The sequence below is a fragment of the Amphritea opalescens genome (assembly GCF_003957515.1).
GTDB classification, from domain to species: domain Bacteria; phylum Pseudomonadota; class Gammaproteobacteria; order Pseudomonadales; family Balneatricaceae; genus Amphritea; species Amphritea opalescens.
Map to the genome: position 1 here is coordinate 66,665 of NZ_RQXW01000016.1, position 21,829 is coordinate 88,493.

18 protein-coding genes are annotated in these 21,829 nt (G+C 49.0%); 13 read left to right on the forward strand and 5 right to left on the reverse strand.

Annotated features, from left to right (window positions below; all coding sequences use genetic code 11):
- The first annotated feature begins 23 nt into the window (after positions 1 to 23).
- The 9 genes from EH243_RS15230 to EH243_RS15270 all read left to right on the forward strand — a co-directional run bounded on the left by EH243_RS15230 (position 24) and on the right by EH243_RS15270 (position 10,774).
- Positions 24 to 728, forward strand: a complete 705-nt coding sequence (locus EH243_RS15230; RefSeq protein WP_164549135.1) for an AzlC family ABC transporter permease — start codon at positions 24 to 26, stop codon at positions 726 to 728.
- A complete protein-coding gene (locus tag EH243_RS15235) occupies positions 721 to 1,053 on the forward strand; it encodes an AzlD domain-containing protein (RefSeq protein WP_126159524.1) in 333 nt (110 codons plus the stop codon). Before EH243_RS15230 ends, EH243_RS15235 begins: the two co-directional genes overlap by 8 nt.
- 486 nt (positions 1,054 to 1,539) lie before the next feature.
- Positions 1,540 to 2,802 carry a serine hydroxymethyltransferase gene (gene glyA, locus EH243_RS15240; RefSeq protein ID WP_126159525.1) on the forward strand — a complete coding sequence of 421 codons (1,263 nt, stop codon included), beginning with the start codon at positions 1,540 to 1,542 and terminating at the stop codon, positions 2,800 to 2,802.
- A gap of 64 nt (positions 2,803 to 2,866) precedes the next feature.
- Entirely contained in the window at positions 2,867 to 4,120 is a 1,254-nt protein-coding gene (locus EH243_RS15245; RefSeq protein ID WP_126159526.1) for a sarcosine oxidase subunit beta family protein, read from the forward strand.
- Between the two features lie 12 nt (positions 4,121 to 4,132).
- Positions 4,133 to 4,417, forward strand: coding sequence for a sarcosine oxidase subunit delta (locus EH243_RS15250; RefSeq protein ID WP_126159527.1), 285 nt, complete (start codon positions 4,133 to 4,135; stop codon positions 4,415 to 4,417).
- A 13-nt stretch (positions 4,418 to 4,430) separates the two neighbouring features.
- Entirely contained in the window at positions 4,431 to 7,448 is a 3,018-nt protein-coding gene (locus tag EH243_RS15255; RefSeq protein ID WP_126159528.1) for a sarcosine oxidase subunit alpha family protein, read from the forward strand.
- Positions 7,441 to 8,112, forward strand: coding sequence for a sarcosine oxidase subunit gamma (locus tag EH243_RS15260; protein WP_126159529.1), 672 nt, complete (start codon positions 7,441 to 7,443; stop codon positions 8,110 to 8,112). The genes EH243_RS15255 and EH243_RS15260 overlap by 8 nt, the downstream gene beginning before the upstream one ends.
- 129 nt (positions 8,113 to 8,241) lie before the next feature.
- Positions 8,242 to 9,114: a formyltetrahydrofolate deformylase gene (gene purU, locus EH243_RS15265; protein ID WP_126159530.1), complete on the forward strand. Its 873-nt coding sequence runs from the start codon at positions 8,242 to 8,244 to the stop codon at positions 9,112 to 9,114.
- Positions 9,115 to 9,394: 280 nt separating this feature from the next.
- On the forward strand, positions 9,395 to 10,774 hold the full coding sequence (locus EH243_RS15270) for an L-serine ammonia-lyase (protein ID WP_126159531.1): 1,380 nt from the start codon (positions 9,395 to 9,397) through the stop codon (positions 10,772 to 10,774).
- 162 nt (positions 10,775 to 10,936) lie between these two features.
- Here EH243_RS15270 and EH243_RS15275 read toward each other — a convergent pair whose 3' ends face one another.
- Complete coding sequence (locus EH243_RS15275) at positions 10,937 to 11,986, reverse strand: GlxA family transcriptional regulator (RefSeq protein ID WP_126159532.1); 1,050 nt, start codon at positions 11,984 to 11,986, stop codon at positions 10,937 to 10,939.
- A 426-nt stretch (positions 11,987 to 12,412) separates the two neighbouring features.
- On the opposite strand from EH243_RS15275, the gene dctP reads away from it, so the two are divergent.
- From dctP to EH243_RS15290, 3 genes are all read left to right on the forward strand, one after another.
- Entirely contained in the window at positions 12,413 to 13,420 is a 1,008-nt protein-coding gene (gene dctP / locus EH243_RS15280) for a TRAP transporter substrate-binding protein DctP (protein ID WP_126159533.1), read from the forward strand.
- A gap of 138 nt (positions 13,421 to 13,558) precedes the next feature.
- Entirely contained in the window at positions 13,559 to 14,107 is a 549-nt protein-coding gene (locus EH243_RS15285) for a TRAP transporter small permease (protein WP_126159534.1), read from the forward strand.
- A 14-nt stretch (positions 14,108 to 14,121) separates the two neighbouring features.
- Complete coding sequence (locus EH243_RS15290) at positions 14,122 to 15,411, forward strand: TRAP transporter large permease (protein ID WP_126159535.1); 1,290 nt, start codon at positions 14,122 to 14,124, stop codon at positions 15,409 to 15,411.
- A 329-nt stretch (positions 15,412 to 15,740) separates the two neighbouring features.
- On the opposite strand, the gene EH243_RS15295 is transcribed toward EH243_RS15290, so the two are convergent.
- From EH243_RS15295 to EH243_RS15305, 3 genes are read right to left on the reverse strand one after another with little or no spacing between them, the layout of a single operon-like run.
- Positions 15,741 to 18,053 (reverse strand): ATP-binding protein, encoded by a 2,313-nt coding sequence (locus EH243_RS15295; RefSeq protein ID WP_126159536.1) that lies wholly within the window; start codon positions 18,051 to 18,053, stop codon positions 15,741 to 15,743.
- The gene (locus tag EH243_RS15300) at positions 18,050 to 18,844 is read right to left on the reverse strand and encodes a substrate-binding periplasmic protein (RefSeq protein WP_126159537.1); all 795 of its coding nucleotides are present in this window, start codon (positions 18,842 to 18,844) and stop codon (positions 18,050 to 18,052) included. The genes EH243_RS15295 and EH243_RS15300 overlap by 4 nt, the downstream gene beginning before the upstream one ends.
- Positions 18,841 to 19,569 carry a response regulator gene (locus EH243_RS15305; protein WP_126159538.1) on the reverse strand — a complete coding sequence of 243 codons (729 nt, stop codon included), beginning with the start codon at positions 19,567 to 19,569 and terminating at the stop codon, positions 18,841 to 18,843. Before EH243_RS15305 ends, EH243_RS15300 begins: the two co-directional genes overlap by 4 nt.
- A 523-nt stretch (positions 19,570 to 20,092) precedes the next feature.
- Between EH243_RS15305 and gbdR the strand changes: the two genes are divergently transcribed.
- A complete protein-coding gene (gene gbdR / locus EH243_RS15310; protein WP_126159539.1) occupies positions 20,093 to 21,214 on the forward strand; it encodes a choline metabolism transcriptional regulator GbdR in 1,122 nt (373 codons plus the stop codon).
- 346 nt (positions 21,215 to 21,560) lie between these two features.
- On the opposite strand, the gene EH243_RS15315 is transcribed toward gbdR, so the two are convergent.
- Positions 21,561 to 21,829: transposase (locus tag EH243_RS15315; RefSeq protein WP_164549136.1), on the reverse strand; the 269-nt coding region annotated here is incomplete at its 5' end.

The window sequence follows — 21,829 nt, forward strand, 5'->3', positions numbered from 1 at the left end:
CGTTTGAATTTAAGGGATTGTGTGTGAAGGACGATCGTAAACAGTTTTGGTTGGGTGTACGGGATCTACTGCCGTTGGGCTCTGGGGTATTGCCCTTTGGACTGATTGTTGGGGCGACCGGCGGATCACTGGGGATGAGCCCCGAGATGGTGTTGGGTATGAGTGCACTATTCTTTGCCGGTTCTGCACAGTTAGCGGCTTATTCGCTGATTCAGGATAACGCCCCGTTCGTGATTATTGTGGCGACGGCGATAGTGGTCAACCTGCGGTTTGCGATCTATAGCGCCACCTTTGCGCCCTTGTTGGGTCCATTACCTAAACGTTATCGTTTTACCTTAGCTTATATGCTCTCTGATCAGACCTATGGGCTCTGTTCGATGCCAGCTCAGATGCAGAAAACCACACCCGAACGTATCTGGTATTTGGCTGGGGTGACCTTGGCGTTGTATGTCACTTGGTTAATCTCGGTAACCTTAGGGATCGTGCTGGGGGCGGGTATTCCGGCACATTGGTCGTTGGAGTTTACTATTCCGTTAGCTTTTCTAGCGATGTTGATCACCACTATTACGAGCCGGTTACTCTTTATGGTGGCCGTGATTTCCGGTTGCTGCGCCATAGCCTTTCAGTTGTTGCCTTTTAATAGCGGCTTTATTGTTGCTGTCGCGGCAGGCGTACTCGGTGGTTTATTATTACCGAGTTGGCTAAAAAGGAAGGGCTCCCATGAGTGATAATCTGCAACTCTGGCTACTGTTTGTGGCCGTCGGCTTAGGCACCTTTTTGATCCGCCTCTCTTTTATTCAATTTCATGGCAGTGCGGAGTCGCTGATCGCCCGTAGCAAGCATATTCTCATGCTGTTGCCGCCTGCTATCTTGGCGGCACTCTGTATTCCAGCCATCGTATTTACTCGGCCATTAACTGACTATCAACCCGACTACTATCAGTGGGCCGCGGCATTGGTGGCGATTCTGGTTGCGCGGTTTAGTCGCAGTGTTTTCTGGCCGGTAGTTGGTGGGATGATCTGTCTATGGTTATTGCGTTATTTCACCGGTTAGTTTAATCCTTAGATATTCATTTTGAGGTATGTCGATGATGCTGATTGAGCCAGCCTGCCTATGCCGTCATCAGGGTTGGCAAGTTTGCCGTGACGATAAAAGCAGCGGCTTCGTGTTTGGCTGATTAGCGCTATTCACCAGAACGGCTTAGCTTTTCGATACATCTTTGCAATCGCCTTTGCGATGCTACCGATGCGCCTGACGGTGCTGTCGATATAGCCTTTTTATTCGCGTGATTGATACGGACTCCGGCCCACACCTTCAAAAATACCGACATAGCGCGGTTTCTCCGTACTTTTTCCTCCCTGTCGTAATTGGACATTCCCGAGGCGTGTTCGAGCATAGCGCCTTAAAGCAGACCCGTTAATATAAATCTCATGAAATCTCATCTGCTGTTATTGGTATGACAGTGGGGCCGGAAATTCTCATACATAACTATAAATTGATATTTAGTCTCGCCTGATTTGATCTGGCGTGGAGGTTCAGATGTTTAAGAAAGATGACTTGATCCAAGGGTATGATGACGTATTGTGGAATGCGATCTGTAATGAAGAAGTGCGTCAGGAAGACCATATCGAATTGATCGCGTCTGAGAACTATACCAGCCCGCGGGTTATGCAGGCGCAAGGTTCTGCTCTGACTAATAAATACGCCGAAGGCTATCCTGAAAAGCGTTATTACGGTGGTTGTGAGTACGTTGATGTCGTTGAACAGCTGGCACTCGATCGTGCTAAAGAGCTATTCGGTGCCGAATATGCCAATGTTCAGCCACACTCAGGCTCTCAAGCGAATGCTGCGGTTTACATGGCATTGTGCGCACCGGGCGACACGGTTCTGGGGATGAGCCTAGCACACGGTGGTCACCTGACCCACGGTTCTCATGTTAACTTTTCCGGCAAAATCTACCATGCGGTTCAGTATGGCTTGAATGAAGCAACCGGCGAGATCGACTACGATGAAGTTGAACGCCTTGCGCTTGAACATAAGCCTAAAATGATTGTTGCGGGTTTCTCTGCCTATTCTCAAATTGTTGATTGGGCTCGTTTCCGTGAAATCGCAGATAAAGTCGGCGCTTACCTGTTTGTTGATATGGCCCACGTTGCCGGTTTAGTGGCGGCAGGACTTTATCCAAACCCAGTACCTTTCGCTGATGTGGTAACGACGACAACCCACAAGACGTTGCGTGGCCCTCGCGGTGGTTTGATCATCTCTCGTGATAACGAATTAGAGAAGAAACTCAACTCTGCAGTATTCCCAGGCGGTCAGGGTGGCCCTCTGATGCATGTTATTGCGGCAAAAGCAGTCGCCTTTAAAGAAGCCTTAGAGCCTGAGTTTAAAGTGTATCAGGCGCAGGTGATCAAAAACGCCAGTGTGATGGCTGATGTATTGACCGCACGCGGTTATGAGATCGTTTCCGGCGGTACTAAAAACCACCTATTTTTGTTGAGCCTGATCAAGCAGGGTCTGACCGGTAAAGATGCTGATGCGGCGTTAGGTCGTGCCAATATTACCGTTAACAAGAATGCGGTACCGGGCGATCCACAGTCACCGTTTGTGACCTCGGGTCTACGTATCGGTTCTCCCGTGATTACTACCCGTGGCTTTAAAGAAGAACAGTGCAGCATCTTGGCCGGTTGGATTGCCGACCTGTTGGATGTACTGAACCAGCCTGAAGCGCTGGAAGCGAAAATCACTGAAGTGAAACAACAGGTTAAGGCGTTGTGCGCTGAATACCCGGTTTATAAGTAATAATTTAAACACCCGGCGGACCATGTGTGAGTGACTGGCCGCCCATTAAATTGGAGCTGATGTTATGCAGAAATATTCAGGTTTCGGGCTGTTTAAACACAGCCTGACACATCATGAGAACTGGCAGCGCGTGTGGCGCAACCCAACGCCAAAGAAAAAATATGATGTGATTATCATCGGTGGCGGTGGCCACGGTTTGGCAACCGCATATTACTTGGCGAAAGAGCATGGCATCACCAATGTAGCGGTGCTAGAGAAAGGTCATCTAGGCGGCGGTAACGCTTGCCGTAACACCACTATTGTTCGTTCTAACTATCTGTGGGATGAGTCTGCTGCACTGTATGAACACTCCATGCAGCTATGGGAAGGCCTGGCACAGGAACTGAACTATAACGTGATGTTCTCTCAGCGGGGCGTTTATCATACCTGTCACACCTTACAAGATATGCGTAGTAACGAGCGTTTGGTCGCGGCTAACCGTTTGCAGGGTATCGACAATGAAATGGTCGATGCCGAACAGCTGCAAAAAGAGATTCCCTCGCTAGATTGTTCTAAAAATGCCCGCTATCCCATTATGGGTGCTTCGGTTCAGCGTCGTGCTGGTAACGCACGTCATGATGCGGTGGCTTGGGGTTATGCCCGTGCCGCGGATGCGCTGGGTGTTGATCTGATTCAAAGCTGTGAAGTGATCGATATGGAGATCAGTGACGGCAAAATTACCGGTGTTAAAACCAAGCAGTACGGCGTCTTGAAGGCGGATCGTGTGGGTTGTGTTGTCGCGGGTAACAGTGGCGTACTGGCGAAAATGGCTGGTTTTGAACTGCCGGTTGAATCTCACCCGCTACAGGCGTTGGTGTCTGAGCCGATTAAACCCTTCCTTGATACCGTTGTGATGTCTAACCATGTACATGGTTATATGAGTCAATCCGATAAGGGTGACTTGGTCATCGGTGCCGGTATTGATGGCTGGGTTGGTTATGGTCAGCGTGGTTCTTACGGCATTATCGAACACACTATTCAAGCGATTGTTGAGATGTTCCCCTGCACTAGCCGGGTACGTATGAACCGTCAGTGGGGTGGTATCGTCGATGCTTGCCCAGATGCGAGCCCGATTATTTCTGAAACACCGATTAAGAATCTGTTCTTCAACTGTGGTTGGGGTACGGGCGGATTTAAGGGTACTCCGGGTTCTGGCAACCTGTTTGCTCATACGTTGGCTGATGGTAAGCCACATCCGATTGCCGAACCTTTCTCAATACAGCGCTTCCATACCGGTGCACTGATCGATGAACATGGCGCTGCCGGCGTCGCACACTAAAAGGGGCTTAACATGTTACATATTTACTGCCCGCATTGTGGGGAATACCGCGAAGAAGAAGAGTTTCATTGCGCTGGCCAGGCACATATTGCCCGCCCGCTAGAGCCTGAAGCTTGTTCTGACCAGGAGTGGGGTGAGTATCTGTTTTTCCGGAAAAACCCACGGGGTCTTCACCATGAATTATGGGTGCACGCTGCCGGTTGTCGGAAGTTCTTCAATATGACTCGCGATACCCAGAGCTACGAAATTAAAGAAGTCTACAAGATCGGCGAACAGCCATCTGTAGTCGCTGAGTAACAGGAGCGGAATCATGACACAACAGAACCGCCTCACTAGCGGAGGTCGCATTGACCGTTCCACACCGCTAACGTTTACCTATAACGGTAAACAGTATAAAGGCTTTAAGGGTGATACGCTGGCGTCAGCGATGCTGGCAAACGGTATTGACGTGGTCGCCCGTAGTTTTAAATATAGCCGTCCTCGCGGCATCGTTGCCTGTGGTGCAGAAGAGCCGAATGCGGTCCTGCAACTGGGTGCGACTGAAGCGACACAGGTGCCTAACGTTCGTGCCACACAGCAAGAGCTGTTTGATGGCTTAGTGTCAGCTTCGACCAATGGTTGGCCGAGTGTCGATACCGATGTAATGGGTATGATCGGTAAAATGGGTGGCAACATGATGCCACCGGGTTTCTATTACAAAACCTTCATGTTCCCTGAATCCCTGTGGGATACCTACGAGTCGATGATTCGTAAAGCCGCCGGTATTGGCCGTGCGCCGAAGGAAAAAGATCCCGATACGTATGATGCGATCAATCAGCACTGCGATGTGATGATTGTGGGTGCAGGACCTGCTGGTTTAGCCGCTGCATTGACCGCCGCCCGTGGTGGCGCCCGTGTCATTATTGCTGATGAGCAGAACGAGTTTGGTGGTAGCCTGCTCAACAGTACCGAACAGCTAGATGGCAAGCCTGCCACTGAGTGGGTTCGTGCCGTGGTTGAAGAACTCAGCACTTATGATGATGTGTTGCTGTTGCCACGTTCAACCGTCAACGGTTATCACGATCATAACTTCCTGACCATTCACGAACGTCGTACCGATCATTTGGCCGATATTGCCCCAGTGAATACAGTACGTCAGCGGATGCATCGCGTACGAGCCAAATGGGTTGTGCTGGCAACCGGCGCCCATGAACGTCCACTTGTTTATGCTAACAATGATGTCCCCGGTTGTATGATTACCGGTGCGGTCTCTGCTTATATCAACCGTTACGGTGTTGTGCCGGGTAACGAGTTGGTGGTGATGACCACTAATGACTACGGTTATCAAGCCGCCTTAGATTGGGCTGATGCTGGACGTAAAGTCGTTGCTATTGTCGACACCCGTGAAGCGGCCGTCGGTGATCGTACCGAAGCGGCGCGTCAGCGTGGTCTGAATATTATTTCTGGTTCTGCCGTGATTGAAGTGCAGGGCACTAAACGTGTGACCGGCGTATCGGTTGCAGGCTTGAGTGCGAGTGGCGCTAAAGTGATCGGTTCGGTGACGAAGCTTAAAGCCGACACCGTAGCGACCTCTGGCGGTTGGAGCCCAGTTATTCACCTGTCTTGCCATACCGGTAGTCGTCCTGTTTGGAGTGACTCCGTGGTTGGTTTCTTGCCAGGACCGACCGTACAGAAACAACTGACCGCGGGTGGCATTAATGGCCAGTATGAAACGGCCGTTGCGTTACAAGAAGGCTTAGATGCCGGTCAAAAAGCATTGGCTGAAGTGGGTCTAGCGGTGGCGGATGTGGTTCTGCCTGAAGCGAAAACCCTGAAAGTCGCAGCACCGATGAGTTTGTTCCATATTCCTCATCTGAAGCCTACCTCTCAGGCGCCTAAGCAGTTTGTCGATTATCAAACCGATGTAACCGCTGCAGGGATTGAAATTGCTTGTCGTGAAGGTTTTGAAGCGATCGAGCATGTGAAGCGTTATACCGCGATGGGTTTTGGTACCGATCAGGGTAAGCTGGGTAACATCAACGGCATGGCTGTCGCAGCCAAAGCGTTGAATAAGACGATTCCTGAAACCGGTACCACGGTCTTCCGGCCAAACTATACGCCGATTGCATTCGGTGCGATTATCGGCCGTAACGCCGGTGCGCTGTTTGAACCTGAGCGTTACACCGCGATGCATAAATGGCACGTTGAACAGGGCGCTATGTTTGAGGATGTAGGCCAGTGGAAACGTCCATGGTACTACCCGCAGAAGGGTGAAAGCATGCAGCAGTCACTTAATCGTGAGTGTATGGCTGTACGTAACGCTGTTGGTATTTTGGATGCGTCAACCCTTGGTAAGATCGATGTTCAGGGTAAAGATGCCCGTGAATTCTTGGGTCGCGTATATTCCAACGCTTGGGCGAAATTGGCGATCGGTAAATGTCGTTATGGCCTGATGTGTGGCGAAGACGGCATGGTGTTTGACGATGGTGTTACCGCTTGTCTCGGTGAAAACCACTTCGTGATGACCACCACTACCGGTGGTGCGGCACATGTGTATGAATGGTTGGAAATTTACCATCAGACTGAATGGCCAGAGCTGGAAGTTTACTTCAATACCGTCACCGATCACTGGTCAACAGCGACCATCACCGGACCTAACAGCCGTAAGCTGTTGGAAGAACTGACGGATTTTGATGTCAGCAATGACAACTTCCGTTACATGGATTGGAAACAGATTACCGTGGCGGGTGTTCCTGCGCGCGTCTTCCGTATCTCCTTTACCGGTGAACTGTCATTTGAGATCAACGTACAGGCTAACTACGGTATGGCGGTCTGGGAGAAGTTGATCGAAGCGGGGGCTAAATATGGCCTGACCCCTTACGGTACAGAAACCATGCACGTCCTGCGTGCGGAGAAAGGCTTTATCATTGCCGGTCAGGATACCGATGGTTCGGTTCATCCTTATGACTTAGGTATGGGCTGGTGTGTCTCTAACCAGAAGCCGTTCAGCTATATTGGTAAGCGTGGTATGAACCGTTCGGATTGTACCCGTGCCAACCGTAAGCAGTTGGTGGGTCTGAAAACCAAAGATCCTAAACAGGTGATTCCAGAAGGCTCCGCCGCGGTATTGGATCCTAATGGGCCTAAGCCGTTGGAAATTCAAGGGCATATCAGTTCCAGTTATTGGAGTGAAACATTGGGTCACTCGATCGCCATGGGCTTTATTAAAGGCGGTCTCGATAAAATGGGTGAAACGGTGTATTACCCATTGGGTGATGGCACGGTGATTGAAGCTGAAATTTGCAGCCCGATCTTCTTTGATCCGAAAGGGGAGCGTCAAAATGTCTGATCTAAATAACATGACGGCTGCAGAGAGTGCAGCCACCAAAGCCGCGGTGATGAATCAGGTTCCTGGTCCTGAGATTGAGGGTCAGTCGCCACTGCACCATGCGGATTTAGCCAGCCTTGCGAAGCAGGGGCCTAAAACCAGCGGTGTTCATCTGCGTGAGCTTAAACTGTTGGGTCACCTGACGCTGCGTTGCAATCCCGCTAATGCGGATCAGTTAGCGGCGGTTGAGCGTGTATTGGGGGTAGCCTTACCGCTACAACCATTGACCTCTAGCGAAAACGGTAATTACTCTATTCGTTGGATGTCACCGGATGAGTGGTTGATTCTGGTGCCGGGGTTAGAAACCTTCGACATTGAAACCAAGTTCCGTGATGAGATGCCCGGTCACTATTCGCTGGTTAACAGCAGCGGTGGTTCTACGGTGTTAGAACTATCCGGTGAGAATGTGGTTGAGCTGTTGAAAAAAGCCACACCGATTGATCTGCATGCTAAGTCGTTCCCCGTGGGTAAAGTGGTGTCTACGCTGTTAGCTAAAAGCACCGCGACTATTCGCCGTACCGGTGATCAACGCTTTGAGCTGGTGATTCGTCGTTCGTTTTCAGACTATATTTGGCTCTGGATTCAAGACGCTAGCCTTGAGTTTGGTCTAGTCGTTGAAGCCTAACACTCGACTGGTTTAACCGAGTAAAAGCCAGTCCTGAAAAGGGCTGGCTTTGTTTGTTTACTCGGGTGTTTACTTGATAAACACATGAAAATGTTTCTTTCGCGTTATACAACAGATCAGGAGTCTTTTATGACAACGATAACAAAATCAAAACCCTGGATCTTTACTGCAAGCTGTCCAAGTATGTTGGGCACCGTGGACGTAGTCACCCGCTTTATGGCGGAGTCTGGCTACTATGTTGATGAGATTCACTCCTTTGATGACCGCGTGTCTAAACAATTTTTTATCCGTATTGAGTTTCAGCCCATTAGTGATGACTTTAGTGAGGCAAAATTCGATGCTGAGTTCGCTCCGCGGGCCACTGAGTTTGGCATGGAGTGGGCACTGACTCGACCAGACCACCGCCCTCGGGTGGCGATTATGGTATCCAAATATGATCACTGTCTTAACGATCTACTGTACCGTTATCGCACCGGCCAGTTGAATATCGAAGTGCCGGTGATTATCTCTAACCATCCGGATCTTGAGTCGTTGGCACAGTGGCATGATATTCCGTATTACCATCTGCCGATTACGCCGGAAACCAAGCCGGAACAGGAAGCTGAGATTGTTAAGCTGCTGGAAGAGTATGATATCGAACTAACCGTCTTAGCCCGTTACATGCAGGTGCTCTCGCCTTGGATGTGTGACAAGCTCAACGGTAAAGCGATCAATATCCATCACTCATTGCTGCCGGGCTTTAAGGGCGCTAGACCCTATCATCAAGCTTGGGAAAAGGGCGTGAAGATGGTTGGAGCAACCGCTCACTATGTGAACAATGATCTCGATGAAGGGCCGATTATCACCCAAGGTATTCAGACCGTTGATCATGCGCTCTATGCGGAAGATCTGATCTCTAAAGGTCAGGATGTTGAACGGGTCACACTGTTTAATGCTATCCGTTATCACATTGAAAAACGCGTGTTTCTCAATGGCGGGCGTACGGTGGTTTTTTCTAGCTAAAGGCTAGCCTATCGATCATTATTAAACATTTTTCACGCCGATGAAAAATGTATCTTTTTGAGGTTCGTCGGGATTACTTCTTCCAGAGAGGTGAGAGTGTGTGGCTCATCCTGACAGACCTCCTTTTCTTGTTTTTTGCCCCCTAAGACGCAACAAAATTCAGATCAATCGCTGTAGGAAAACTTCAGGTCGTAAACTGGCATACAGCGATACGGATATCAGCCCATAATGATTTCTTTTTAGTATAAATACAGCGCACAGAATGCGCGGTGGAGCCTCTATGTCTATCTCTGTTTTTGATCTTTTTAAAATAGGCGTTGGTCCGTCCAGTTCCCATACCGTAGGCCCCATGGTCGCCGCGGCTAATTTTGCGGAGCATTTAGCACAGCAGGGTTTGGCACCTGCGGTAGCCCATATTCAGGTTGATCTGTATGGCTCACTGAGTGCCACCGGTATTGGGCATGGCACGGATAATTCAGTAATTGTTGGTTTGATGGGCGAGCGTCCAGCAACGATTAATCCTGAGATGATTCTACCCGCCGTGGCCACTCTGAAAGAGAGCAATACACTTCAACTGCTAGGGCAATACCCTGTCGAGTTTATCTGGCAGCGAGATATGAGGCTGTTAGAAGAAAACCTGCCTTATCATCCGAATGCGATGCGTCTGAGCGCCTTTGGTGCCGATGAAGCGCTGCTGTATGACAATATTTATTACTCGATCGGTGGCGGCTTCGTCATCGATGAAAGTGAAGCGACTGCGGATGCTCACCTTGTTCCCCAGTTCGATCTACCCTATGAGTTTAATAATGCGGTAGAGCTGCTAAAGCTTTGTGAAGAGAATAATTTCTCGGTCAGTCAGTTGATGATGGAGAATGAAAAGGTTTGGCGCACAGAGCGGGAGATCCGTGATGGTCTAATGGATATCTGGGCGGCGATGAAAGACTGTATCGCTAATGGTCTACATAGCGAGGGGATTCTACCGGGCGGTTTGAATGTTAAGCGCCGGGCGATGAGTCTACATAAGTCACTGATCCGTTCGACTAAACCGAATATTATCTCCACAACGTTGGGGGCGATGGATTGGATCAATCTCTATGCGTTGGCGGTGAATGAAGAAAATGCCGCCGGTGGGCGCATGGTGACCGCACCGACCAATGGTGCGGCGGGCATTCTGCCGGCTGTACTAATGTACTACACCGAGTTTACCCCACACTCCACCGAAGAAAATGTCGTCGACTTTATGCTAGCCGCCGCTGCGATTGGGGCTTTGTGTAAGAAAAATGCCTCTATCTCGGGGGCCGAGGTTGGCTGTCAGGGTGAGGTGGGTTCTGCCTGTGCCATGGCGGCTGCTGGTTTATGCGAAGTGCTAGGCGGGACACCGGAGCAGGTTGAAAATGCGGCTGAGATTGGCCTAGAACATAACCTAGGTTTGACCTGTGACCCTGTTGGCGGCTTAGTGCAAGTGCCCTGTATCGAGCGTAATGCGATTGGTGCTATGAAGTCGATCAATGCGGCTCAGATGGCGTTACGGGGTGATGGTCAGCACTTTATCTCTCTGGATAAGGTGATTAGAACCATGCGTGATACCGGCATGGATATGCAGGATAAATACAAAGAAACCTCTCGTGGAGGACTGGCGGTTAACGCGATTGAGTGTTGATCTGAGCGGCAGGCACCTAAGAGGTAATCTTGGGTGCACTCTTCTGTGTACGTTTAGGTGTGTACTCTAAGGCGTTCTCTTCTATGTACTTGTGCGCTCATGGTTAATGCCTCAGCCGCTGTGAACAACCGTTTTATCGTTGTTTACCTTGCCTGAGAGGGGTTAAACGTCCATCTTTTTGGCCTGTTCCCGGGCATGACTCGGGGAGGCGCCGAAATAGTCTTTGTAACAGTTACTGAAATGGCTGGTGCTGACAAAACCACTGGCCAACGCAATATTGGTGATCGATTCATTACTCTGTAAGAGTAAACGACGAGCATGGGTAATGCGCAACTCCAAATAGTAACGTCCCGGCGAGGTCTCTAGGTGGTTCTGGAATAATCGCTCGATTTGGCGACGTGAGATGCCGGTACAAACGGCTAACTCTTCCACGCTCATCGGCTCTTCAATATTAGCCGCCATTAACGTCATAATATCGCGTAAGTTTTGCGGTAAACAGGGATTGTCCCCCGGCTGATTAATCCGCACATGGCTACTTTCTGAGAGCTGATCACAACTGATAATCTCGCGAATAGCGCGGGTGATATCCTTGTCTCGCAGTTGGCTGATTAACTGCAACATCATCCCCATGGCACTCATCGGTCCAGCGCTAGTCAGGCGCTTTCCTTCGATGATGCTGACCTGTTCACTGACCTTCACCTTCGGAAACTGTTCGCGCATATAGGCATGGTTATCGGGGTGTAAGGCACAGCTTAACTGATCTAACAGTCCGGCATGAGCCAGTGCAATCGCGCCATTCCATAGGCCGCCAATCAAACGGTCTTGGTTATCGGCTAACTTAAGTAGGCGGGTAAGGGCGGCATCCGCTTGGGTGGAGCAACGGTAACCACCGCAGATAATCAATAGGTCGGGTAGTGGCTGGTTAATCAGGGTGCTGAGCGATCCCTGAGCGGCTATCTCGATACCCAGGTCACTCAACACCGGAGAGGTTTCAGCAGCATAGGTTTGATAGTGAAATAACGGTGTCGTACAGACGAGGTTGGCGGTGACCAGAGTATCGACCGCGGCGGTAAAGCTGGCGAGGGAGAAGTGCTGTTGAAGCACAAAACCAACTTCTACGGTGGCTTCCTCCTGTCTGTCTGATGGCAGAAAAGCACTGTTTGTATCACGCATCAGTGCACTAAAATGTCGTTTGTCTTTTATGATGGTCATGGCTTAACTCTTTTATTATGTCTGTGTTATATCAGTTTTATCCTCGCGGTGATAATTAGATGGAGTGTGTTTTTTTAATAGTGTAAAAGATTGTAAATAGATGTTAATGACTGTTTATTTGATAAATTTATACGGTAGATCTCATTGTTATTTGTAATCTTTATATGACCATTATTGGATTAATTTAGTCCTTTAGGCCGTCTGAGAATGGTTTTGTTTGTTTTGGTTTACATTTGTTTTTATGAATAAATTTCATACGTTTTTTTGTGGTTTTTGAGGGGCTTTTTAACTGAGTTTTATCCCTGTATAAAATAGGTGTTCGTTTTTAAAAGACTGATTAAGGCCGACAGTACATTGATGGCTGTTTTGATGTCTATGTTAATCAATACATAAAAATAACCTGCTTATAAAAACGCGGAGACCACAATGAAAAAAATCAATAGTCGCTATAGTTTAAAATCTGTTATCGCCTCCAGCCTGGTATTGGGCGCTGTATTGGCGACACCTGTTGCCTCTGCTACCACCCTGCGTATTGCTAGTCAGCACGCTCCCGATCAATATGCATCACAAGTATTACGTCAGATTAAAGCCGACCTAGAAGGTGCAGGCGTTGATTTGAAAATCAAACTCTACCCAGCAGGTCAGCTGGGTTCTGGTGAGCAACTGATCGGTGAAGCGGTACGCGGCAGTATCGATATTGTTCACTCATTTGTTTATAGCCATAAAGACCCTGTGTTGGAGATTAACTCGCTGCCATATCTGGTATCTAACTACGATGAAATGGAGAAGGTATTTAGCCCGGGTTCTAATTTCTACGGTATCTTCGATCAGCGTATGGATAAGATGGGCCTGAAATTGCTGGGTGTGACGGCAGAAGGCTTTATCGGTGTGATGTCCTCTTCTATGCCTGAGAACTATACAACCACTGGCCCTAAAGGTCAGAATATCCGTGTGTGGAGTGCTCAGTCTGCTAAGTTAGCCACTAAAGATATGGGTTATAACACCACGACTATTGATTGGGGTGATGCGTTTCCTGCGATTCAGCAGGGCGTGGTTGACGGCATGATTGGTGCAACACCTGAAGCCGCTTACACAACCTTTAAAGAAGCAATTGAAAACTATATTCCTTACAACGCTTTCGTTGAAAACTACGCTTATTATGCCAGTAAGAAAACCTGGGAGAAAAAGCTAAACGAAGAGCAGCGTAGAGTGATTACCGAAGTCTTTGCTAAAGCAGCTGCGGGCTTTGTTGACTGGAGTCGTGAAAACGATGCCGCTAACCTCAAAAAACTTGAAGAGTTTGGCGTTAAGATCCTACCGCTGACCGATGCTGAACGCAGCGCGATTGCGACTGAAATTCGCGCTAAAACTTGGCCTAAACTGGAAGATCGTTTAGGTAAAGATATCTTAGAAAAAGTAAAAGCTGACCTGTAAGTTTTACTCTTGACTCCCCGCCTTATGGTGGGGAGTGCTACGTCGATACTATTTAATATTCTTATTAATACAGATGAAACAATGTTTCTTAAAAACTTCATCTGTCATCGATATATTCAACAATAAGAGTGTAGCTTTATGCATTTAAATATACCTCGCCCTGTGGGCTCGTTGGTCAATGTGATGATCCGTTGCCAAGGATATATATTAGCAGCGGCCAGTTTGATCATGGCATTTGTCTTTTTCTTTGTCGTCATTCTTCGTTATTGGTTTCAGGCTGATCTGTTTGCCTACGAAGAGTGGGTATTAATGATCGCTTTCTGGGTTTATTTCCTAGGGGGAGCGATGGGTAGTTATGAAAACACCCATGTAAAAGCCGATTTTCTACTGTCGGTGATCGATAATGTGCGTACTAAGTGGATCGTTGTTAACTGTACGCTGTTCTTGGAAATCGTGATTGGTATCGTCCTCTGTTACTGGGGCTGGCTGATGTTGTGGGAAGAGATCAGTGCTTACCCTGATTGGCAACGTACCACCGGACTAGAACTACCGTTTGTCATTCCTAAGCTAGGCATCTTTCTGGGTTTTGTCCTGATGTCATTCTATAGCGCGTTGCATCTTTGGAGCGGTCTACGGGATGGACCAACCGAAGAATGGGCTTCGGACGAAGCACCACCTCATATCTAATTTAGGTATTCCTTATGTTGATTTTACTGACACTTTTAGTGATCTGTGTTGCTTTGGCGGTGGGTATTCCCGTACCTTTCGCCTTTGGCTTGGCATTGATCTATATGTCTCTGACCGGTGATCATGATCCGGCTGGTTTTCTGACGTCCGGTCACTGGCGCATGAATGTTCTGGTGCTACTGGCTATTCCGCTGTTTATTATGGCGGGTACTATTATGGAGCGGGGTAAGATTGCTGAGCCCCTTGTGGAGCTGGCTGAGCTATTTGTCGGTCGTTTCAAAGGCGGTATTGCTTATACTGCGGTGGGTGCGAGTGCCATTTTTGGCTCGATTGCCGGTAGCGCGACGGCAACGCTTACCTGTATCGGTAGCATTATGATGCCGCAACTGCGCAAAGCTAACTATCCGGAAGGACTATCAGCGGCGTTGATCACCAATGCTGCACCATTGGGTTTGTTGATTCCTCCGAGTGCTATCCAGATTATCTATGCGTGGGTTACTCGCCAATCGGTACTCAAGTGCTTCTTAGCGACGATTATTCCAGGTTTGATTTTGGTGTTCCTGCTCTGTGTTGTTAACTACGTGCTGTTACGTAAACACAAAGATATTAAGGTGCTACCAAAATCCGATAACTTTACGAAAGAGGTAGCGAAGAAAACCCGTTTTGCCTTTCCTGCTCTGTTGATGCCGTTTATGATTTTGGGCGGTATTTACGGTGGTATCATGACGCCGACTGAAGCGGCGGGTATTGCGGTCGTATATGCTATTCCCGTCGGTTTCTTTATCTACCGTGGTTTGAATATCGCCAACTTTAAAGAAGCCTTGGTGCAGTCTGCGACTACCACCGGTGTGGTGATGGTGATGTTCTTTATGGTGATGATTGTTAGCCGTCTGCTGATTTTTGAAGATATCCCTGATCTAGCTAAAGAGCTGATCTTCTCCGTATCGGATAACCCTATTATCGTGCTGATTATGATTAACGTGGTGATGATTCTGATCGGTATGTTGATGGATGATGTCAGTGGTGTACTGCTTGCCTCGCCGCTGCTATTCCCGATCGTGGTTGAGTTGGGTATTGATCCGATTCAGTTTGCGGCGATTGTTGGGGTGAACCTAGGTATGGGTAATATCACACCACCAACCGCGCCACTCCTTTATCTCGGCTCTCGAGTGACCGGTGTTAGAGTCAGTGCGATGCTCAAACCGACACTGATTATGATTCTGTTTGCCTGGATTCCAACACTGATTATCACCACATATATTCCTCAGGTATCACTCTTTCTGCCGGAGATGTTCTTTGGTTAATCATTCTTGTTAGGGCATGGGCCATGAGAGCAAAACAAAAAGCCTCTAAGTGTTAGCTTAGGGGCTTTTTTGTAGGTTTTTAATACTGATGGGGTTTAGGTATCAATAGGCTAGTGGGGCTAGTGGGATAAGTGCGGAGTCAGTGATTAGTAAGCTTTTCACTGTCGGGCCAGTTTGAGGGTGTCCGCCATCATCTGTTTTTCTAACGGAAATGCTCTTTGGTGAATCATTACCGTTAGGCCATGGTCATGAGAGCAAAACAAAAAGCCCCTAAGTATTTAGCTTAGGGGCTTTTTTAGGTTTTTAAGACTGATGGAGTCAGTGCTTGGTTAAGCTTTCCACTGTTGTGCCAGTTCGAGAGTATCCGCCATCACCTGCTGGAGTGTTTCGAGGAATAAAGGCGGTGCGATCTCACCGTTTTCAGCCAGTTCCTCAAGCTGTCGGAGTAGATGACTTGCATGGGTAAAACCGATGGTGTCGCAAGCCCCCGCGAGCTTATGTGCTTGCTGAGAAATCTCATAGTCGTCCACCGCTTGTAGACTTTGTTGCAGTGTCGGCCAGAGATCACAATGGACTTTGCAATAGCCCTGCATCAGGGTGGCGAGCTTTTCCGGTCCGAGCATCTGCTGGTGAACCTGAATAACTGCCTGATCGAGTAACGGTTGTGTCTCTGTCGGTGTTGGCGCGACGGTAATCTGTTGCCCGCCTGAAATCGCATCGAGTAGTTGCTTTTTGCGAACAGGTTTAGCGATGACACTACTGATACCTGCTTCAAGATAACGGTGGATATCTTCTGGCCTGACGCTGGCGGTTAGGGCGATGATGCGGGTATGGTAATTAATACAGTCGGGATCGTTATTGAGTCGGCCACTGACTTCCAGACCGCTGAGTCCCGGTAGGTGCATATCCATGAGGATAAGATCAAAATGTTGACTCCGGCCAAGCTCTAGGGCTTTGATACCATCGCTGACGATCGTGACCTGATGGGGAGTGTCTGCCAATAATCCCAGTACGACCTGTTGATTGATATGGACATCTTCAACCAATAGGATGTGTAGCCCCGAGTTGTCTTGCCATACGGGTTGGGTTATCGCGGCTGAGGTTGTCGGCGTTGCGATCGGCAGATCTAATTCAAACCAAAAGGTACTGCCCGTGCCGACGTTACTGGAGACGCCAATCTCCCCGCCGAGATGTTCTGCCAGTTCCTTACAGATGGCCAAGCCTAAACCGGTTCCCCCAAAGCGACGGGTAATGGTTTCATCGGCTTGGGTGAAACGGTCAAAAATATGTTGTTGTAGTTCGGGTTCAATCCCAATACCTGAATCGCGAATACTGAATTTGATGCGTTGCTGGTCCGCGTCCTGAGACACTAATTCAGCGCTCAGGATGACATCGCCCTGGTCGGTAAACTTGATGGCATTGCTGAGTAGGTTGGTGATGATCTGTCGTAGGCTGCTCTCTTCGGTATAAAACTGCTCGGCAATCTCATGGCAGTATTTTAACTGCAGGTTGAGTTGTTTACGGTCCGCCTCAGGGGTTAGCAAGGCGGTTAGGTTATGCAGTAAGTGTTTGAGGGAAAAGCGAGACGGGCTGATGCTGTAAGCCCCTTCAACTAAGCGGCCATATTCGAGGATATTATTAAAGGTTTCCAGCAGTGCATTCGTGGCATCGTAGAGGACCTGTATATGTTGCTGCTGACTCGGGTTGAGGGCGGAGCTTTCTAACAGTTGAATCATCCCCAACATGCCGTTCATGGGCGTGCGGATTTCATGGCTCATGGTTGAAAGGAAACGGGATTTTGCATTACTGGCTTCTTCGGCCGCCTCTTTCGCTTGCAGTAGGCTCGCGGTGCGTCGTTCAACCATCGTTTGCAGTTGATCTCGGTTGTAGCGTAGTTCTCGCTGTTCTTGCTCTCGGTGATCAATCTCTTGACGAATAGATTGGCGCATCTCATTCAGGGCGGTGACTAGCTGATCTAATTCATCACTGCTGCTAGGCGGTTGCCGGTCCAGGGTGAGGCTGTGCTCTAGTTGTCCGGCACCGATATCTCGGCTGTAGTTGGCCATCGCTTCCAAGTGACGGGTGATCTGCCGATGAAAGATGATCAAGATGACCAGTACAATCAGGATGACCAAGAGGGTCTGGGTAAGCAGAATGCTAAAACCTCGGCTCCAGATCCCTTGGTAGACGGCTCTTAGATCAAAGCTAACTTCTAACTGTCCAAGTTTACGCTGTTGTTCCGGCGTCCGGTGAATAAGATCAAAGCTTTGAGTTTGCAACGGGCTGTCGGACAAGAGCTCGGCTTCCCCTTCGCTGATAGACTCACCGGTATCGGTATTTTTAAGGACTAAGTAGCTGACATCGGGGAGGTTATGTATCCCTTTGAGTTGCAGTGCGATTTGCGCATGATCCACATCCCAGAGACTTTTCGCCAGACTGGCAAGATAACTACTGCGAATCAACTGTACCTGTTGATCAATGGCGCGAAACTCACGGCGATAATCGAGGGTCAGCTGTAGGGCGGTGGAAAAGAGGATGAATAAAAAGCTGAAGCTACAGACATATAACATAATGCGGTATCCCAGTGGGTGTTGACTGGAATAGCGGGTTATTTTCGGTATCAGCCCTTTAGGCTGGATCATTGATCGGGCTCCGTGGCTATTTGGTCGAGATATTGCAGGCTATATTGATCGGTTAATCGTTTGATGGTGCCATTTCGATGCAGCTCTTTTAACCGGTCGTTGATAAAGGGTAGGTGCTTTTGCAAACCACTGTTTTTACCGACTGCCAGAAAGTAGAGCTCGGTGCTAACTTTTTCTTCCAGCGGCATGATCAGCTCATGAAAACCCATTTTTCGACTTTGTAGGCGGCCACTGAGTAAACCGATCGGCATAAAATCGATTCGTTGGTGGGCGAGCTTGTCAAAGTTCTGCCGATTACGGGATACGTATTCAATACGGGTGTTATCCAGTAGAAACTGATCCAGGTCCTCGCCAAAACTATCACCGAGAAGTAAGCCGGTCACCTTCCCCCGTAAGTCATCGAGGCTGGTATATACGATTGGGTTTTGGCGGTTAACAAACAGGGTGATGGGGTCGGCAATCACGGGTACACGGCTAAACCAGAGATAGGCGTCTCGGCTAGGAATATGATAGGCGGCGACCACGATATCGGCATTACCCTGTTGCACTTCCAGTAGGCAGCGTTTCCAGTTATAGCCTGCTCTTAGCTCCACCCGATAACCCAGTTCGGCAAAGAGTTGTTGGGTTACCGCGGGGGCGAGCCCCATCAGTTGTTTATCGTTGATCCAAGAGACTGGTGGATAAAAAGGGTGGCCGCAGGCTTTTAGGGTGCGGCTATGACTGTTGGAGGGTAATAGCACTAATAGCGCGCTGAATAGCACGCTCAGTAATATCGGCCCAGGCTGCATCATGACATGTCGACAGGCTTGGGCGTGAAGAGGTAGCCGGTACCGTGCACCGTTAGTATCGTTCTGGGATTAGCGGGATCATCATTGAGTTTGCGTCGCAGCCGACCAATGAGCACATCAACGGTGCGATCACTGGGAATCCATTCACGGTTGCGGATCTGTTCCAATATCTGTACCCGGCTCATCACTTTACCAGCGTTGACCATCAGCGTGTTGAGCAGTTGAAACTCGCCTTCGGTCAGCTGAGTTGTTTGTTGTTGCTCATCAATCAGTTGACGTCGGTCGAGGTTCAACTTCCAGCGATCGAAACTTTTAAAGCTATGGGGGAGGGAGTCGGTGGGTTTCTGATCAGTACAGTGGCGCACCCGACGTACCAGGTTTTTCGTGCGGGCAAGGATTTCACGGGGGTTGAAGGGTTTGGTGACATACTCATCGGCGCCGCACTCTAAACCGATTAGACGGTCGACCTCATCCTGCCGGCCCGTGACTAGGATAATACCGACTTCGGTACTGACTCTGAGTTCACGGGTGAGGGTGAGACCATCCTTGCCAGGTAGACGGATATCTAACAGCAGGACGTCGATCGCTTCGCTGCGAAGAATCGCTTCAGCCTGTTCGGCCGTGTCTGCGGTAAACACATTGTAGCCTTCTTCTTCGAAATAACTTCTCAGGCAGTGCCGGGTTAGCTCTTCATCGTCGACTACAAGAATGCGGGCATCTGTGCTCATAAAAGCGTATTTTCCTCAGCACCGGTATATGGGTAATACCTCTGTGCCTGATTGTTTTTATAATCTCTCGGGTAAAGATGAACTCGTGTCCTGAAAGTAGTGCTTTTTAGGGTGTGTTGGCAAGCCTGTTTACATATTGTTTACAAGGTTTTACATGTTTAGATGTTTTAAGCGGTGTAAATGAGTCCAGAGAGGCGGGTTGTGGCAGGATCAAGGAGTTAGAACTATGGGTTTCGCATTATGGGTGAATTAGCGTCGTTTGTTAGACTGCCTGATTAGCGCGATCCTTAGCGACACCTATTTACAGTGGACTGCAGTGGATAAAGTGTTCTCATTCCCCGCGATTGATGGTAAAAATGAGCTTAGGCCGATATAAGAGAACTGATGTCTTTTGGGGTCGTATTTTACGACTGGCTTTTACGATCAGGTATGCCGTCTTTTCGGCTTGGCTGTTTCAAATGACTTGCCCCATGAATAACCTCGTTAACAACTTTATACAACTGATGTAGGTGCGTGTCTCCTTATGATCGATGAAGTGAACGGTAGCCAGTCCCGTGCTATCGGTTTTCTGCTATTAGATAATTTCACCATGATCTCGTTGGCGTCGGCGGTCGAAGCGCTGCGGATGGCGAACCAGCTGAGTGGTGAAAAGCTGTACTATTGGTATACCTTAACGATGGATGGCCAGCCGGTCAGTGCCAGTGACGGTATTACGATCACGCCCGATGCGAGTGTTACCCAGTGCCCAGCGCTGGATACGGTGATTGTCGCGGGGGGGTTAAATGTCCCTCGGGCTTATACCCAGCGACATATCAACTGGTTGCAGGCGATGGAACGTCAGGGCAGTAAATTAGGGGCTATCTGCACTGGTAGTTATCTACTCGCCGATGCTGGATTACTGGACGGTTATGAATGTAGCACCCATTGGGAATATCTGGCGGCGCTGCAAGAAGCCTTTCCAAGAGTGAAGTGTTCTAATCGTTTGTTCAGTTTTGATCGTGGTCGCATGACCTGCACCGGCGGCACCGTGCCGCTGGATATGATGCTCAAAATGATCAAATTGGAACATGGTTATCCATTATCAACGGCTATCTCCGAGATGTTTATCTGTGATCGTGTCCGTGATGAGAGCGATCAGCAAAAGGTGCCGTTACAGCATGTGTTGGGGACGACACAACCCAAGCTGTTGGAGCTCGTTGCCTTGATGGAAGCGAATATTGAAGAAGTGATTGAGATGGATGAGCTGGCCGGTTACGTTAATCTATCCCGACGACAGATGGAGCGGCTATTCCAGAAATATCTCGAATGTTCTCCCTCCCGTTATTATCTGCGCTTAAGACTGCTTCGCGCGAGACAGCTGTTGAAGCAAAGTACCATGTCGATTATCGATATCGCTGCGGCCTGTGGTTTTGTCTCTAGCCCCCACTTTAGCAAGTGTTATCGCGAGCAGATGGGGATTCCGCCCCGCGATGAACGTACCGCCGTGCGACAGAGTGAACAATCGAGCGTTGAAGCGGTTGAGAGAATCAAGCCTATAGGTCAAAAACCAGAAGTGCCTAGCGTGAGGAAGACCTTCTCTGCTGCTAGGACTGAATCGACCTTTGGCTCCGTCGATCTCAGCGGTAAAAAGAAGGATGAGACATAAGGGCTTTACTTAGATCCTGTCTTCAAACTCGTACTTAAACTCTTTGTTAGCCGCTTTAATGAAGCGGGTTATCTCGGTGAGTCAATGAAACTTAGGGCCGATTCTCCATCACAGGAGATGGGTTTGGATTTAAGGTTGTTTCCATTGGTGCGGTTCGTTCCTCACCGGGCACCCTACGCGGTGTTTGGCAGATATTGCATCTGTAGGGTGCTTGGTGAGCATTGCGAACCGCACCAGTGTTAAATCCGAATCCATCGCCCCTAGAAGGGGCTCCCACACAGGACAGCGACCATAAGTCCGATTTCTCGTAGATACCATCTCTCACCACCGGGTTCAAACTGTTTTTTTAAGCCGTTTGAACCTGGAATTCACTTTGATTCTTAACCACGCCAAAACATACCTGGACCAGCTTTCTCATGGCCGCTCCCAAAGCGGACATTTTCGTTTTACCCGCCGCAAGCAAGCGTTCATATTGTCTTCGGATATCGGGATTATGCTGTTTGGCTGTTACCGCCGCCATATAGAGCTTGGCTCTAAGATGTGAGGGGCCAGTTTTGCTCAAAGCGGTATAGCCCTTAATCTTGCCTGACTCCTTCAGCTTCGGAATGAGTCCCA

Coding starts and splice junctions, on each gene's coding strand:
- EH243_RS15235 (WP_126159524.1), top strand. CDS start 721: ATGAGTGATAATCTGCAACTCTGGCTACTGTTTGTGGCCGTCGGCTTA.
- glyA (WP_126159525.1), top strand. CDS start 1,540: ATGTTTAAGAAAGATGACTTGATCCAAGGGTATGATGACGTATTGTGG.
- EH243_RS15245 (WP_126159526.1), top strand. CDS start 2,867: ATGCAGAAATATTCAGGTTTCGGGCTGTTTAAACACAGCCTGACACAT.
- EH243_RS15250 (WP_126159527.1), top strand. CDS start 4,133: ATGTTACATATTTACTGCCCGCATTGTGGGGAATACCGCGAAGAAGAA.
- EH243_RS15255 (WP_126159528.1), top strand. CDS start 4,431: ATGACACAACAGAACCGCCTCACTAGCGGAGGTCGCATTGACCGTTCC.
- EH243_RS15260 (WP_126159529.1), top strand. CDS start 7,441: ATGTCTGATCTAAATAACATGACGGCTGCAGAGAGTGCAGCCACCAAA.
- purU (WP_126159530.1), top strand. CDS start 8,242: ATGACAACGATAACAAAATCAAAACCCTGGATCTTTACTGCAAGCTGT.
- EH243_RS15270 (WP_126159531.1), top strand. CDS start 9,395: ATGTCTATCTCTGTTTTTGATCTTTTTAAAATAGGCGTTGGTCCGTCC.
- EH243_RS15275 (WP_126159532.1), bottom strand. CDS start 11,986: ATGACCATCATAAAAGACAAACGACATTTTAGTGCACTGATGCGTGAT.
- dctP (WP_126159533.1), top strand. CDS start 12,413: ATGAAAAAAATCAATAGTCGCTATAGTTTAAAATCTGTTATCGCCTCC.
- EH243_RS15285 (WP_126159534.1), top strand. CDS start 13,559: ATGCATTTAAATATACCTCGCCCTGTGGGCTCGTTGGTCAATGTGATG.
- EH243_RS15290 (WP_126159535.1), top strand. CDS start 14,122: ATGTTGATTTTACTGACACTTTTAGTGATCTGTGTTGCTTTGGCGGTG.
- EH243_RS15295 (WP_126159536.1), bottom strand. CDS start 18,053: ATGATCCAGCCTAAAGGGCTGATACCGAAAATAACCCGCTATTCCAGT.
- EH243_RS15300 (WP_126159537.1), bottom strand. CDS start 18,844: ATGATGCAGCCTGGGCCGATATTACTGAGCGTGCTATTCAGCGCGCTA.
- EH243_RS15305 (WP_126159538.1), bottom strand. CDS start 19,569: ATGAGCACAGATGCCCGCATTCTTGTAGTCGACGATGAAGAGCTAACC.
- gbdR (WP_126159539.1), top strand. CDS start 20,093: ATGATCGATGAAGTGAACGGTAGCCAGTCCCGTGCTATCGGTTTTCTG.